The 13913-nt window shown below is 66.3% G+C and carries 14 protein-coding genes; 12 read left to right on the top strand and 2 right to left on the bottom strand.

Features of this window, described 5'->3' with window-relative positions; all coding sequences use genetic code 11:
- The first annotated feature begins 90 nt into the window (after window positions 1-90).
- Window positions 91-822, top strand: coding sequence for a helix-turn-helix domain-containing protein (locus ACO2Q9_RS06665; RefSeq protein ID WP_423309530.1), 732 nt, complete (start codon window positions 91-93; stop codon window positions 820-822).
- 42 nt (window positions 823-864) lie between these two features.
- Here the strand turns inward: ACO2Q9_RS06665 and ACO2Q9_RS06670 are convergent, their stop codons facing one another.
- Window positions 865-1827, bottom strand: a complete 963-nt coding sequence (locus tag ACO2Q9_RS06670; RefSeq protein ID WP_423309532.1) for a LysR family transcriptional regulator — start codon at window positions 1825-1827, stop codon at window positions 865-867.
- A 132-nt stretch (window positions 1828-1959) separates the two neighbouring features.
- Between ACO2Q9_RS06670 and ACO2Q9_RS06675 the strand changes: the two genes are divergently transcribed.
- The 11 genes from ACO2Q9_RS06675 (at window position 1960) to ACO2Q9_RS06725 (ending at window position 12863) form a co-directional block, all read left to right on the top strand.
- Window positions 1960-3075: an aryl-sulfate sulfotransferase gene (locus ACO2Q9_RS06675; protein WP_423309534.1), complete on the top strand. Its 1116-nt coding sequence runs from the start codon at window positions 1960-1962 to the stop codon at window positions 3073-3075.
- A gap of 67 nt (window positions 3076-3142) precedes the next feature.
- Window positions 3143-4132 (top strand): Bug family tripartite tricarboxylate transporter substrate binding protein, encoded by a 990-nt coding sequence (locus tag ACO2Q9_RS06680; RefSeq protein ID WP_423309536.1) that lies wholly within the window; start codon window positions 3143-3145, stop codon window positions 4130-4132.
- Window positions 4133-4213: 81 nt separating this feature from the next.
- Window positions 4214-5170, top strand: coding sequence for an isopenicillin N synthase family dioxygenase (locus ACO2Q9_RS06685; RefSeq protein ID WP_423309538.1), 957 nt, complete (start codon window positions 4214-4216; stop codon window positions 5168-5170).
- 106 nt (window positions 5171-5276) lie between these two features.
- Entirely contained in the window at window positions 5277-5966 is a 690-nt protein-coding gene (locus ACO2Q9_RS06690; protein ID WP_423309540.1) for a TetR/AcrR family transcriptional regulator, read from the top strand.
- Window positions 5967-6091: 125 nt separating this feature from the next.
- Window positions 6092-7132 (top strand): NAD-dependent epimerase/dehydratase family protein, encoded by a 1041-nt coding sequence (locus ACO2Q9_RS06695; protein ID WP_423309543.1) that lies wholly within the window; start codon window positions 6092-6094, stop codon window positions 7130-7132.
- Window positions 7132-7854: a hypothetical protein gene (locus tag ACO2Q9_RS06700; protein WP_423309545.1), complete on the top strand. Its 723-nt coding sequence runs from the start codon at window positions 7132-7134 to the stop codon at window positions 7852-7854. The genes ACO2Q9_RS06695 and ACO2Q9_RS06700 overlap by 1 nt, the downstream gene beginning before the upstream one ends.
- The gene (locus ACO2Q9_RS06705) at window positions 7851-8723 is read left to right on the top strand and encodes a fumarylacetoacetate hydrolase family protein (protein ID WP_423309547.1); all 873 of its coding nucleotides are present in this window, start codon (window positions 7851-7853) and stop codon (window positions 8721-8723) included. The genes ACO2Q9_RS06700 and ACO2Q9_RS06705 overlap by 4 nt, the downstream gene beginning before the upstream one ends.
- A complete protein-coding gene (locus tag ACO2Q9_RS06710) occupies window positions 8720-9523 on the top strand; it encodes an ABC transporter permease (protein WP_423309549.1) in 804 nt (267 codons plus the stop codon). The genes ACO2Q9_RS06705 and ACO2Q9_RS06710 overlap by 4 nt, the downstream gene beginning before the upstream one ends.
- Before the next feature lie 43 nt (window positions 9524-9566).
- On the top strand, window positions 9567-10556 hold the full coding sequence (locus ACO2Q9_RS06715) for an ABC transporter substrate-binding protein (RefSeq protein ID WP_423309551.1): 990 nt from the start codon (window positions 9567-9569) through the stop codon (window positions 10554-10556).
- A gap of 41 nt (window positions 10557-10597) precedes the next feature.
- Window positions 10598-11431 carry an ABC transporter ATP-binding protein gene (locus ACO2Q9_RS06720; RefSeq protein WP_423309964.1) on the top strand — a complete coding sequence of 278 codons (834 nt, stop codon included), beginning with the start codon at window positions 10598-10600 and terminating at the stop codon, window positions 11429-11431.
- On the top strand, window positions 11424-12863 hold the full coding sequence (locus ACO2Q9_RS06725) for a mandelate racemase (RefSeq protein ID WP_423309553.1): 1440 nt from the start codon (window positions 11424-11426) through the stop codon (window positions 12861-12863). The genes ACO2Q9_RS06720 and ACO2Q9_RS06725 overlap by 8 nt, the downstream gene beginning before the upstream one ends.
- An 18-nt stretch (window positions 12864-12881) precedes the next feature.
- On the opposite strand, the gene andR is transcribed toward ACO2Q9_RS06725, so the two are convergent.
- Complete coding sequence (gene andR / locus ACO2Q9_RS06730; RefSeq protein WP_423309555.1) at window positions 12882-13892, bottom strand: anthranilate 1,2-dioxygenase regulatory protein AndR; 1011 nt, start codon at window positions 13890-13892, stop codon at window positions 12882-12884.
- Window positions 13893-13913 lie beyond the last annotated feature (21 nt).

Consider the following 13913-nt stretch of genomic DNA (forward strand, 5'->3'; position numbering starts at 1 on the left):
GCGCACTGTAGTTTCGCCACTTTCTACCGGCATCGTAAATCGATACGATGCAGCCGTGATCTACCCTCAGTATCGGAATCCGAGACTTCCATGAGCACCACCGCCGATCTCGTCACCGCCCTCAAGAAGGAACTGAAGTCCGCGCAGATGACCTACGCCGATCTGGCCGCCGGGCTGAAGATGGCCGAGTCCAGCGTGAAGCGCATGTTCGCCAAGGGCGACATGCCGCTGTCGCGCATCGACGCGATCTGCCGCGTGCTCAAGCTCGACTTCGCCGACCTCGCCCGGCGCGTGGCCGACGCGCAGCCGCTGCTGCGCGAACTCACCCACGAGCAGGAGCGGGCCGTGGTCGCCGACAAGAAGCTGCTGCTGGTCGCCATCTCGGTACTCAGCCAGTGGACGCTGGAGCAGATCACCTCGACCTACCGCCTCTCCGAAGCAGAATGTGTGAAGTACCTCGCGCAACTCGACCGCATCGGCATCATCGAGTTGCGGCCGCTCAACCGCTACCGCCTCAAACTGGCCAAGACCTTCCGCTGGCGTCCGCACGGCCCGGTGATGGAGTTCTTCCGCGAGGAAGTGGTGCTGGACTATTTCCGGGGCGGCTTCGACGGTGAAGGAGAAGGGCTGCTGCTGGTGCACGGCTCGATCAGCCGTTCGCTGGCGCCGGCCTTCCTCGAACGCATCCAGCGCGTCGCGCAGGACTTCGCGCAGCAGCACCAGACCGACCAGAAACTCGCCGAGAAAGACCGCGAGGGCTACACGCTGCTGCTGGGCATGCGCAGCTGGGAGTTCGAAGCGCTGACGGCCTTGCGGCGCTGACCGTGCAGGTCAGCGAACGCCAGGACGTCGCTCGCCACAGCGTCAGTTCGCGAACGCCTGCAACCTCAGCGCGTGCTGCTGTTCGAAGCGCTTGCGGATGTCATTGACCGCCGTGTCCAGGGCCTCGAGGAAAAGCCCGGTCGCCACCGCTGTCGTGTAACCGGTGCGCTGGTACAGGCAGCTGTGCAGTTGCGCGCCCGCGTCCTCCAGCCCGGTCCACACGAGGCGGCCGTCCTCCACGTCCTGTGCCACGTTGTCGGGCACCAGGAAGCCGACCGCATCACCCCGCGCCACCAGCCGCCGCAGCATCGGCACCGAACTCGTCTCGACGAAGGGGCGGCCGGTGCGCTGCAGCCGAGCGTCGATGCGGTCGGCCAGGATGCGCAGTTCCATGTCGGGCGACATGAGCACCAGCGGGTAATCGAGGCAATCACGCATGCGCAGCAGTTTTTTCTTTGCGAGCAACGGGTGCCCCGGCGCCGTGACCACGCCCAGGTGCTGCGGATAGGTGCGCACCTCTTCCACGCCCGGCGACGGCGGACGGCGCAGGCAGAACGCCACGTCGATCTCGCCATTGGCGACCCAGCGCAGCAGGCTTTCGCCATTGCCGGAGCGCACGCTGAAGGTGATACCCGGATGGCTGTCGAGAACGGCTTCGATGACCCGCGGGATCAGGTGCTCGGCCGTCGCATGCGGCACACCCAGGTTGACGTGGCCGCGCCGCAGCGAGCGCAGGTCCTGCACCTGGGAGAGCGCGTTGTCGAAGTCGCGCTGGCTACGGCGCACGGCCGCCACCATGATCTCGCCGGCCGAGGTGAGTTTCATGCCGCGCGGCAACCGGTCGAACAGCGGCATGCCGACGATGGCCTCGAGGTTGAGGATCTGCTGGTTCACCGCCGCTGCCGTGAGGTGCAAGGTCTCGGCCGCCTTGCGTACCGAGCCGCGCCGCGCGACCTCGTCGAAACAGCGGAAGGACTGCGAAATCGCGTGGGATGCGGCTGCCATTCGGCGATTCTAGGTCAGCGTCAGTTTTTTTCTGACGCTCCATAAGAAACAATCAGCTATTCCTGACACTTACCGCCATCTAGAGTTCGCTCCATCAACAGCTTCCGGCAACGGACCCGAAGGAAGGAAATCATGGCTACCACCGTCGACCAAGTCACCCTGCGCCGCCGCGGCACAGGCCTGATCGCGCTCGATCCCGCGGCATCGGCCGGCGGCTACACGCTGATCGCACCGCAGACCGCCGGCGGCAACGTCTACCTCATCGACATCCAGGGCGTCGTGGTGCACCAGTGGAAGATGCCGCTGCGCCCGGGTCGTCACGCGGTCATCCTGCCCAACGGCAACATGGGCTACAACGGCAACCACGCCAACTCGCCCAGCCGCTATCCGGCCTGGTCCATGTGGCACGGCGGCGATTTCTCCGAAGTCACGCCGCAAGGCGACGTGGTCTGGCACTACGAGGACCCGGCGCACCACCACGACGCGCAGTGGCTGCCCAACGGCAATCTGCTGTACGCCGCCTGCGAGCCGGTGCCCGAAGGTTTCGCTGCACGCGTGCCCGGCGGTACGGCGCACGGCCCTGATGAAGTGATGTACGGCGACGTCATCCGCGAAGTCAACCGCCAGGGCGAACTCGTCTGGGAATGGAAGGCCGTCGAGCACCTGGACCCGCAGGACTTCCCCATCCACCCCGGCTTCGGCCGCTACCACTGGCCGCTCGTCAACGGCCTGGGCGTGATGGCCGACGGCACGGTGCTCATGAGCCTGCGCACCACGGCCGGCATCGTCGGCGTGGACAAGACCAGCGGCAAGGTGAAGCTGCATGTGCCGCCGGGCGTGGTGTCGCACCAGCATGCGCCGGTGCCGCTGGCCAACGGCAACATCCTCGCGTTCGACAACGGCAACTTCCGCGAAGGCAGCCACGTCGCGTTCTCACGCGTGGTGGAGATCGATCCGGCCAGCCATGAAGTCGTCTGGTCCTATGCCGACGAGATGGTCAACGCGTTCTACACCGCGTTCATGGGCAACGCCCAGCGCCTGTGGAACGGCAACACGCACATCACCGAATCGGCCACCGGCCGCCTGTTCGAGGTCAATCCCGAAGGCGAAGTGGTGTGGGAGTTCGTGATGCCGTGGTTCGACGAGTACCCCGACGCCGACGCCCGCAAGACCGGGCCCGGCCGCCTCAACAGCGTGTTCCAGACCTGGCGCTACACGGCAGGACAGCTGCCGTGGCTGAAGGCCTGACACCTGAACGCACAGAGACAAACACACCGTCCCCGAAACGTCCCATCATCATCTTCCGAGGTCCATCATGCAAACCATCCGCCGCCTGGCTTCCGTCCTGCTGTTCGCAGCGCCCCTGGCCATCCCGCTTCACGCCATCGCACAGGCCGCGTCGTGGCCCGCGCAACCCCTCATCGCCGTCGTGCCGTTCTCGCCCGGCGGCAGCGTGGACGTGGCCGCACGCATCACGATGCCGCGCCTGGCCGAGAAGCTCAGGCAGGCCGTGGTGGTGGAGAACACCGTCGGTGCGTCCGGCACCATCGCCGCGCAGCGCGTGATCAACGCGAAGGCCGACGGCTACACGATGCTGTTCGCGGTCAGCAGCCCGGTCACGGTGGCACCGCTGGTGTCCCCCAACACCTACAAGTTCGACGGCCTGCGCGACCTCGTGCCCGTTGCCGCCATCGCGTCGGCGCCTTTCGTGCTGGTCGGCCGGCCGACGCTGCAGGCAGCCAACACGGCCGAGCTGGTCAAGCTCATCCGCAGCCAGCCCGGCAAGCTCAACTTCGGCACGGACGGCGTGGGCACCGGCCTGCACGTGACCGCCGAAATGCTCAAGCAGCAAGCCTCGCTCGACATGGTGCATGTACCCTACAAGTCCGGCCCGCAGGTGCTGACCGAACTGGCCGGCGGCCAGATCGACCTGGCCGTGCTGCCGATGGCGCTGGTCCAGGCCTTCGTGCGCGACGGCAAGGTCAAGGCCTATGGCGTCACGTCGGCGCAACGCTGGCCCACACTGCCCGACGTGCCGTCGCTGGCGGAAACGCCGGACTTCAAGGCACTCGACGTGAACGCATGGGTGGGCGTGATGCTGCCCGCGCAGACAGACCGCGCCATCGTCGACCGCCTGGCACAGGCCATCAACGAGCTGGTGGCCGAGCCCGAGACCGTGAAGAGGCTGTCCGATGCGGGCTACAAGCCCATGCAGATGTCGGGCGCACCGTTCGCCGCCTACCTCGCGAAGGAAAAGAAGGATCTGGCTGCCGCCATTACGGCCGCGAAGATCCGCGTCGATTGACCGGACTGACGCACGTCAAGACATGGCGGGATCACGACGCCGGCGTGCACGGAACTTGCTGATGCGTGGACAATGAAAACCATGGACACACCGGATACGCCCGCAGGCATCCCGATCATCGACATCGCAGGTCTGGCCAGTGACACCGCAGGCGACCGCGCTGCGGTCACCCGGCAGATCGGCGCCGCCTGCCGCGGCACCGGCTTCTTCGTCATCACCGGTCACGGCGTGTCTGCGACGCAGATCGACGATGCCTTCGCTGTCGCGCACGAGGTGTTCGCGCTGTCCGCCCACGAAAAGCGCAAGCTCGCCATCGGCATCCATGGCCACAACCGGGGCTACGTGGGACTGGGCGTGGAGCGGCTGGACGAGAAGACCGCGCCCGACCTGAAGGAAGCGTTCAACCTGATCTGGACGGACGAGGTCACACGTCCCGCCAATGTGTGGCCGCCCATCGACGGCTGGCAGGCGCGCGCGCAAGGCTATCTGGACGCGGTACTCGCCGTCGGGCAGCGCCTGCACAAGGCTTTTGCCGCCGACCTGGGACTCGCCGAGGATTTCTTTGCCGACAAGGTGGACAAGCCGCTGGCCACCCTCCGCTTCCTGCGCTATCCCGTGGCGCTGGACCGAACCGTGGACGAGATGCCCGCCGATGGCCAGCCCGGCGCCGGCACGCACACCGACTACGGCAACGTCACCCTGCTCGCCACCGACGGCGTCGCCGGCCTGCAAGTGCGCCGCCGGGACGGCGCATGGCTGGATGCGCCCGCGATCCCCGGCGCCTTCATCTGCAACATCGGCGACTGCCTGATGCGCTGGACCAACGACGTCTACGTGTCCACGCCGCACCGCGTGGTGCAGCCCGCACGCGAGCGGTATTCCATCGCGTTCTTCCTCGACCCGAATCCGGACGCCATGGTGAGCGCCATCCCGACCTGCGTGGCACCCGGCGCCCTGCCGAAGTACCCGCCGATCACCACGGCGGCCTACCTGCAGGAGCGCTTCGCGGCAACCTACAGCACGAAGCAGGCGGCCTGAGCGCCCGCTTGAACGCCCTGCGTCCAGTCGCGCGGGTAACACCTTTTGTGTTGGCAGGGCACGGGTTCTGTGCCACAGTGCGTCTTCTAACAAGATGCTTAGAAGAATGCCTGTCACCATCTCCGCTCCCGCCGCACGCCCCACCGCCAGGAAGACCCCGAAAGCCGCCGCCAAAGCGCCCAAGGTCCGCGACGCCAGCGTCACCAAATCCCGCATCCTCGACTGCGCCATCCAGGAATTCGCCGACCACGGCTACGACGGCGCGCGCATCGAACGCATCGTCAAACAGGCCGACGTGAACGTGAGCCTGGCCTACCAGTATTTCGGCAGCAAGGAGAACCTCTTCATCGCGGTGATGGAACAGGCCTACGACCTGATGCGCGCGAACCACCGCGACTTCGACATCCGCGGGCTCGAACCGATGGAAGCGATGGAGTCACTCGTGCGCTGGACCTTCCAGATCTTCGTGAAGAACCCGCAGCTCATCGGCCTGCTCAACAGCGAAAACGTGCAGCGCGGCAGACACATCGCCAAGTCCACCTACATCCGCGGCCTGTACAACCCGCTGCTGGACACCATCGAGACGGTGCTCAAACGCGGCGCGAAGGAGAAGGTTTTCCGGGACGACGTGAAGGCGGAAGACCTCTTCATCTCGATGAACGGCATGGGCTACTTCTACCTGTCCAACCGTTTCACGCTGGGCGTGATCCTGGGCCGCGACCTGATGAAGCCGTCGGCCATCCGCCACCACGAAGAACACATCGTCCAGGTGCTGCTGGGCTACCTTCGCAGGTAAGCCGCGGGCCTGTTCATGGCTTGCCGCACTGCGGCACAAAGCGGTAAGGGAAATCACCAGTAGCGGCCCGAATACCCATCGATAGACTTCCAACTAATAATTTACTTAGTTGAAGGAGACAACAGATGGACATGAAAGCAATGGTCTCGCTGCCCGACCGCATCGAAGACGAAGAGCACCTCGAGGAGATGCTCGCCGCTCCCACACCGGAACTGGTCCACGATCTCGCACAGGTCGAAGGCGACATCATCGTCCTGGGCATCGCCGGCAAGGTCGGGCCCACGCTGGCGCGCATGGCCAAGCTGGCCGCACCCAACAAGCGCGTGATCGGCGTGGCCCGCTTCTCCGAGCCCGGCCTGGCCGAGCGCATCGAATCGTGGGGCGTCGAGACCATCAAGTGCGACCTGCTGGACGAGCAGGCCGTGTCGCGTCTGCCCAAGGTGGCGAACGTGGTTTACATGGCCGGCAAGAAGTTCGGCACCAACGACGATCCGTCGTTCGCGTGGGCGATGAACTCCTACGTGCCCTCGGTGGTGGCGCGCGAGTTCCGCGAGTCGCGCATCGTGGCGTTCTCCACGCTGTGCGTCTATCCGTTCGCGCCCATCGTCCAGCACGGCTGGGACGAATCGCACCCTGCCGGTCCGCTGGGCGACTACGCCAACTCCTGCGTGGGCCGCGAACGCGCCTTCGAATACGGCTCGCGCAAGTGGGGCACGCCAGGCCGCCTGATCCGGCTGAACTACGCCATCGACATGCGCTACGGCGTGCTGGTGGACATCGCCAACTGGGTTTACAACAACGAACCGGTGCCGATCGCCACCGGCCACGCCAGCGTCATCTGGCAGGGCGACACCAACGCGCAGGTGCTGCGCGCGCTGCGCTACTGCACCAACCCGACATCGCCGCTGAACATCGGCGGCCCCGAGCTGGCCAGCGTGCGCATGGTGGCCGAGGAATTCGGCCGCCGCTTCGGCAAGAAGCCGGTCTATGAGGGCACGGAACAGCCGGACGCATGGGTCAACAACACGCTGCAGGCGCAGCGCCTGTTCGGCTACCCCCGCGTGCCGCTGGCCCGCATGATCGACTGGGTGGCCGACTGGGTGCAGCGCGAGATGCCGCAACACGGCAAGCCCACCCGCTACGAAGTGCGTGCAGGGGCGTTCTGATGAATGCATCGCAGGGCCCGGCGGACGGGATGATGGCCTTCTGGGCCACCATCGCGCCCGAGTTCCAGGCAGCCTATTCGCGCTGGCACAACAACGAGCACATCCCCGAGCGGCTCGGCATCCCCGGCTTCCTGCGCGGGCGCCGCTACCGCTCGGCCACGGACGACAACCGCTTCCTGATGTACTACGACACCGCGAGCCTGGATGTGCTGACGAGCGCTGCGTACCTCGCCGCGCTCAACGCGCCGACCGAGCGTACGAAGGCCGCGCTGCGCTGGTTCGCGCAGCCCACGCGCAGCACGTACAAGCTGGTGGCGCACGCAGGCAGCACGGCGACGAAAGCTGCGCATGTGCTCGCCGTCACCTGCTTCGCACCACCCGAAGGTGAGGTGGACCGCAGCCAGCGGCAACAGCTTCTCGAGCGTCTGCGCAAGGCCTGCAATGCCGACCAGGCCACGGAGCTCCGGCTGGACAGCGCGGGCACCACGGTCAAGACCGGTGAAGCCGCCGTGCACGGCGCGAAGGCCAGCCTCACCGATGGCCTGCTCGTCATGCGCAGCGCCGATCTGCGGCTGATGGACGACGCCAGCGCCTGGGAGCAGGTACGGGCCGCCACGAAGCAATGGGCCGACGACGGTGGCGCGCAGTCCACCGACGGCACCCAGTTCTATTCACTCGAATTCGCGCTCGACAGCGAGCGGCACGAAGGAGCAGCAGCATGAAACTCGTGAGATTCGGCCCGGCCGGCAAGGAACGCCCGGGCATCCTCGACGCGAACGGACAGGTCCGCGACATTTCAAGCCTTGTGCCGGACATCGACGGCAAGGCCCTCTCGCCCGAGTCGCTGCGCGCCATGCGCGCGGTGTCGCTCGATGCCCTGCCGCTGGTGCCACAGGGCGTGCGCCTGGGTTGCCCGGTCGCGCAGGTCGGCAAGATCGTCGGCGTCGGCCTCAACTACAGCGACCACGCGAAGGAATGCGGCGCACCGATCCCGACCACGCCCATCCTCTTCCTCAAGCCGCCGACAGCCATCACCGGCCCCGACGACACCGTCGTACTGCCTGCGGGAAGCGAATGCAGCGACTGGGAAGTCGAGCTCGGCGTCGTCATCGGCACCGAAGCGCGCAACGTCAGCGAGGAAGATGCACTCGCGCACGTGGCTGGCTACTGCGTCGCCAACGACGTGTCCGAACGCCACGACCAGCTGCAGCTCGGCACGCAATGGACCAAGGGCAAGAGCCACGACACCTTCTGCCCCACCGGCCCCTGGCTCGTCACCCCCGACGAAGTGGGCGACGTGCAGGACCTGAAGATGTGGTGCGAAGTGAACGGCAAGCGCGTGCAGGACAGCAGCACCAACCTGATGATCTTCAACGTTGCGCAATGCATCGCCGACATCAGCCGCTACATGACCTTGCTGCCCGGCGACCTGATCATCACCGGCACGCCAGCCGGCGTGGGCCTCGGCCACAAGCCACCGGTCTACCTGCGCGCGGGCGACGTGATGACACTCGGCATCGAGAAGCTGGGCATGCAGCGCCAGGTGGTGACCGAGGCCATCGAAACCCCCAGAGTGACGGCCATCGCATGAAAACCAGACAACCCCTCGCCAGGCGCATCGCGCAATCGCCGGCCATGCGGCCGGTGATCCTGCTGGTCATCGTGCTCGCCCTCTGGGAGATCGCGACACGCCTGTTCAAGGTGCCCACCTACCTCGTGCCTTCGCCGGGCCAGGTGATCGAGCAACTCATCAAGCACTGGCCCAAGCTGCTCTCCGAGAGCGGCGTCACCACCGTCGCCGCGCTCGGCGGCTTCGTGCTGAGCGTGGTCATCGGCGTGCCGATGGCGCTGCTCATCGCGTATTCGAAGACCATCGAGAACTACCTGTACCCGCTGCTGGTGTTCTCGCAAAGCGTGCCCAAGATCGCCGTCGCGCCGCTGTTCGTGGTGTGGTTCGGCTTCGGCATCCTGCCCAAGGTGATCTCGGCCTTCCTGCTCGGATTCTTCCCGGTGGTGGTGGCCATGGTGACCGGCTTCAAGTCGGTCGAGCCCGACATGCTCGATCTCGCACGCTCCGTGAAGGCCGGCCGGCTCAAGACCTTCTGGTTCATCGCCCTGCCCTACAGCATGCCCTATCTCTTCGCGGGGCTGAAGGTGTGCATCACGCTCGTCGTGGTGGGTGCGGTGGTGGGCGAGTTCGTCGGCTCCAACTCGGGCATCGGCTACGTGCTGCAGGTGGCGAATGGCAATTTCGATCTGCCGCTGATGTTCGCTGCGCTGCTGGTGCTGTCGACCATCGGCGTGATCCTGTTCGCCATCGTCGACGTGGCCGAGCACTACCTCATCCCGTGGCATTCGTCGCGGCGGACCAGTTTCCAGGCAACCGCCTGACGCGGCGGAATCAACACAGCGTCATCACCACAAGGAGACAATCATGAGACTACTGACTGCACTGCTCGGCTCCGCCGCGCTCGCCCTTTCTCTGACAGCACCTGCCGTGGGCCAGACCCGCGACAAGGTCACGCTGATGCTCAACTGGTACGTGTACGGCGAACACGCACCCTTCTTCCTCGGCAAGGAAAAAGGTTACTTCGCGCAGGAAGGCATCGACCTGCAGATCCAGGAAGGCCGGGGCTCCGCCGCGACCATCCAGGCCGTGGGCGCAGGCACGGTGGAGTTCGGCTACGCCGACGTCGGTGTGATGATGCGCGCCACCGGCCGCGGTGCACCGGTCAAGGCCGTGGGCGTGATGATCCAGAGCACGCCGGCCGCCGTCATCAGCCCGGCCAGCCGCAACATCAAGACGCCGAAGGACCTGATCGGCAAGACCATCGCCATCACCCCGGGCGACGCGAACACACCGATCTGGCCGCTGTACCTGAGCAAGGTCGGCATCGAGGAAAAGCAGTTCAAGACCGTCTCGGGCGACGCACAGACCAAGCTGAACGCCGTGATCAACGGCCAGGCCGATGCATTGCTCGGCTTCATCACCGAACAGGGCGCACGCCTGCCGGACATCATGAAGCAGCCGGTCAACATCCTGCGCTTCGCCGATGCCGGCCTGACGCTGGTGAGCCTGGGCGTCGTGGCGCACAACGACACGCAGAAGAACAAGCCCGACATGGTCAAGCGCTTCATGCGCGCCGCCACGCGCTCCGCGGAAGAAGCCGAAAAGAACCCGAAGGAAGCGGTCGACGCGATGCTGCGCGCCTTCCCCTCCGCCGGCATGCCCGAGGCACAACTCGAAAGCCTGAAGCTCTCGCAGACGCTGTACCACACGCCGGAGACCAAGGGCATGCGCCCCCTGCGCGTGAGCCGCGTCACCATCGACGCGTCGCTCGACACGCTCGTCAAGTACGGTGGCATGGACCCGGCCACCCGCGGCAAGGCCGAAGACTATTTCACGCTGGAGTTCCTGCCTTGAGCCTTGCCATGCAGCAAATCATGCCCATGACCGACCAGCCGATGAACGCCGGGCAAGCTGCCGGTGCCGATGTCCTGCCCTTGCGCCCGCACGCTGCGGCGCAGGAAACGCACATCCGCATCGCAGGTGCGACCAAGGTCTACCAGACCGCGGACGGGCCGGTGGAGTCGCTCAAGCCCATCACGCTGGACATCGCGCGCGGCGAGTTCGTCGTCGTCGTCGGTCCGAGCGGATGCGGCAAGAGCACGCTGCTCAAGATGGCGGCAGGCCTGCTGTCCATCACCGAGGGCAGCATCTCCATCAGCGGGCGCGAGGTCACCGAACCGGCAGACGACGTGGGCATCGTGTTCCAGAGCCCGGTGCTCCTGCCCTGGCGCAACATCTTCCGCAACATCATGCTGCCGGTGGAGATGCGCGGGCTGGACACGTCGAAATACGAACCCCGCGCACGCCAGCTGATGCAGACCGCCGGCCTCGATGGCTTCGACAGGAAGCTGCCATGGCAGCTCTCGGGCGGCATGCAGCAGCGCGCCGCCATCTGCCGCGCCCTGGTGCACGACCCGTCGATCCTGTTGATGGACGAGCCCTTCGGCGCGCTCGATGCGATGACGCGCGAGCGCATGAACCTCGAGCTGCAACGCATCTGGTATTCGACGGGCAAGACGGTGCTGCTCATCACGCACAGCATCCCGGAAGCGGTGTTCCTCGCCGACCGGGTGGTGGTGATGTCCGAGCGACCCGGTCAGATCGCGGCGATCTACAACGTGGACCTGCCGCGTCCGCGCCCGCTCACGGTGATGGGCACGCCCGAGTTCGCCGCCATGACGCAGACCATCCGCGCCCACTTCTTCGCGCAGGGCAATGTGGATGCCTGAAGCTGGCGGCGCGCCGAAACTCCGCGTGCTGGCGGTGGACGTGTTCGAGCGTCCGTTCCGCCTGCGCATGCCGTTCCGCTTCGGCCTGCACACGCTCACGCAGGCACGGCAGGCGCTGGTGCGCGTGACGATCGAGCTCGAAGGCGGGCGCGTCGCCACCGGCTACTCCGCCGAAGTGCTGCTGCCCAAGTGGTTCGACAAGCGGCCCGAGTTCACGCCCGAGGACAACGAGAACCAGTTGCGCCAGTCGCTGCGCAACGCCGCGCGCGCCTACATGGACGAGCGTGGGAAGACGGCATTCGGCCTGTTCGCCGACACCTACCGCGCGCTGATGGAAGCCGGCGCGGCGGCCGACCTGCCACCCCTTGCCGCGGGCTACGGCGCTGCGCTCCTGGACCGCGCGATCTTCGACGCGATCTGCCGCGAATGGCGCGTCGGCTTCTGGGACGCGATGCGCCACAACCTGCCCGGCATGAAACGGCATGCTGTCGTGGCCGACCTCGACGGCTTCGACGTCCCGCTATTCCTGCGCGAGCTGCAGCCGGTGCGCACGTTACACGCACGGCACACCGTGGGCATGCTCGATCCGCTCGACACGTCGGACACACCAGCGCCCGATGCGCCGCAGGACGGGCTGCCCGTCACGCTGCAGGATGTCATCGACACCTATGGCAACACCTACTTCAAGCTCAAGCTGTGCGGCGAAGCGGACCGCGACATCGCACGGCTCGTGGACATAGCCCGCGTGCTCGACAGGCTGCCGTCGCCCTATGTGGCGACGCTGGACGGCAACGAGCAGTACGCCGACGCGCAGTCGCTCGTCGAGTTCTGCCGCCGCATGGAGGCCACACCCGCGTTGCGGCGACTGCAGGCATCGACGCTCTTCATCGAACAGCCCATAGCCCGCACCAGGGCGATGGACGTTCCCGTCGATGCCATCGCTGCGTTCAAGCCCCTGCTGCTCGACGAGTCCGACGGCACGCTGGAGACCTTCCCGCGCGGCAAGGCGCGTGGCTACCAGGGCGTGTCGTCGAAATCGTGCAAAGGCTTCTACAAGTCCCTCGTCAACCGCGCGCGCTGTGCGCAGTGGAACCTCGAGGCAGGCCGGCCGATGTATTTCATGTCGGCCGAAGACCTGATCATCCAGCCCGGCATCTCGCTGCAGCAGGACCTGGCGCTCGCATCGCTGCTGGGCATCGACCACATCGAGCGCAACGGCCATCACTATGTGGACCGGTTTGCGGCGACGCCGCAAGCTGAAGCACGCGCGCTCGCTGCAGCGCACCCCGATCTCTACAACGCATCGCCGGCACCGGCCCTGAAAATCCATCGGGGCTGCATCGACGTGGATTCGTGCGGGTTGGCTGAAGGCTTCGGCACCGCCGTGGTGCCCGAAACAAACCACGCGGCGGACTTGAGCTGGCAGGCCTGAAGAGGCCGGCTGCGCGTCTCAGTCGCGCAGCCCCAGCGTCGCAGACGGCGCTTCGCCGAACCGCTGCTGGTAGGCCTGCGAGAAACGACCCAGGTGCGCGAAGCCGCAGTCCAGCGCGATGGACGCCACGCGCGTGCCGGGTCTGGCATCGCGAAGCAACGCGTGTGCACGATCCAGCCGAACGTCACGCAGGTGCTGCATCGGACTGATCTCGCGGAAGCGCTTGAATGCGTCGAGCAAGGTGCGGGCGGGCACACCCGCCGCTTCGGCGATGTCGGCCAGGCGCAGCGGCTCTTCCGCATGTGATTCGATGAACGATTCCGCCCGGCGCACACAACCTGCGGCAGGTGCACGGCGCGTCGTATCGGTGTTGCGCAGCAGCGGTGCATCGTCCGTCCACGTCTGGCCTTCGAGCAGCAGCAGCACCAGCAGGCGCTCAAGTTCGGTGGCGATGACGGGGTTGCGCTGCGCGGCATCCACCAGTGTGGTGGACGTGGCCAGCACACGCAACTGATCGATCCACGCCTGCAGCTTCGCATTGCGGAGGTCCAGCGCGGAATCGAAGGTGATGGCACGACCGCAGTGCGCCTCCACCATGCGGCGGTCGAGTCGCACGACGAACTGCTCACAGTCGGGTGACAGGTCGGCCACGAATGCATGGCCGGGCGCGCAGACCATGCCCTGGTGCGTGTCGGCAAGGATGGTGCGGCCGTTGGCCTGCGCCTGTGCGCTGCCGCGCAGGCAGAACATCAGCAGGTGGTAGTCCTCCACGTGGTCGACATCCACACGCATGGCCTCGCCGAAGTCGATGGTGCCAAGACCGATGCCGCCGATGCGCACGAAATCCATGTGCGAGCGCGCACCGGCCTGCGGACGCGCCAGTGGCCGGAGCTCATGGGGCTGCATCACGCGCGAGATGCGTTCACGCGTGTCGTCCAGATCACGCGATTCGAACAACCGGTTCGCGCGCAGCACGCCCGGCTCGAAAACGGGCTGGGCGGAGGGGCGGGTGTGTGGGGCCGGCAGCATGGAAACGAAACCTTTTCCATG

The sequence above is a fragment of the Variovorax sp. VNK109 genome (assembly GCF_049445855.1).
Classification (GTDB): domain Bacteria; phylum Pseudomonadota; class Gammaproteobacteria; order Burkholderiales; family Burkholderiaceae_C; genus JAGOCV01.

What these genes read in the sequence shown, in the direction of transcription:
- ACO2Q9_RS06665 (WP_423309530.1), top strand. Translation starts at nt 91, where the DNA reads ATGAGCACCACCGCCGATCTCGTCACCGCCCTCAAGAAGGAACTGAAG.
- ACO2Q9_RS06670 (WP_423309532.1), bottom strand. Translation starts at nt 1,827, where the DNA reads ATGGCAGCCGCATCCCACGCGATTTCGCAGTCCTTCCGCTGTTTCGAC.
- ACO2Q9_RS06675 (WP_423309534.1), top strand. Translation starts at nt 1,960, where the DNA reads ATGGCTACCACCGTCGACCAAGTCACCCTGCGCCGCCGCGGCACAGGC.
- ACO2Q9_RS06680 (WP_423309536.1), top strand. Translation starts at nt 3,143, where the DNA reads ATGCAAACCATCCGCCGCCTGGCTTCCGTCCTGCTGTTCGCAGCGCCC.
- ACO2Q9_RS06685 (WP_423309538.1), top strand. Translation starts at nt 4,214, where the DNA reads ATGGACACACCGGATACGCCCGCAGGCATCCCGATCATCGACATCGCA.
- ACO2Q9_RS06690 (WP_423309540.1), top strand. Translation starts at nt 5,277, where the DNA reads ATGCCTGTCACCATCTCCGCTCCCGCCGCACGCCCCACCGCCAGGAAG.
- ACO2Q9_RS06695 (WP_423309543.1), top strand. Translation starts at nt 6,092, where the DNA reads ATGGACATGAAAGCAATGGTCTCGCTGCCCGACCGCATCGAAGACGAA.
- ACO2Q9_RS06700 (WP_423309545.1), top strand. Translation starts at nt 7,132, where the DNA reads ATGAATGCATCGCAGGGCCCGGCGGACGGGATGATGGCCTTCTGGGCC.
- ACO2Q9_RS06705 (WP_423309547.1), top strand. Translation starts at nt 7,851, where the DNA reads ATGAAACTCGTGAGATTCGGCCCGGCCGGCAAGGAACGCCCGGGCATC.
- ACO2Q9_RS06710 (WP_423309549.1), top strand. Translation starts at nt 8,720, where the DNA reads ATGAAAACCAGACAACCCCTCGCCAGGCGCATCGCGCAATCGCCGGCC.
- ACO2Q9_RS06715 (WP_423309551.1), top strand. Translation starts at nt 9,567, where the DNA reads ATGAGACTACTGACTGCACTGCTCGGCTCCGCCGCGCTCGCCCTTTCT.
- ACO2Q9_RS06720 (WP_423309964.1), top strand. Translation starts at nt 10,598, where the DNA reads ATGAACGCCGGGCAAGCTGCCGGTGCCGATGTCCTGCCCTTGCGCCCG.
- ACO2Q9_RS06725 (WP_423309553.1), top strand. Translation starts at nt 11,424, where the DNA reads ATGCCTGAAGCTGGCGGCGCGCCGAAACTCCGCGTGCTGGCGGTGGAC.
- andR (WP_423309555.1), bottom strand. Translation starts at nt 13,892, where the DNA reads ATGCTGCCGGCCCCACACACCCGCCCCTCCGCCCAGCCCGTTTTCGAG.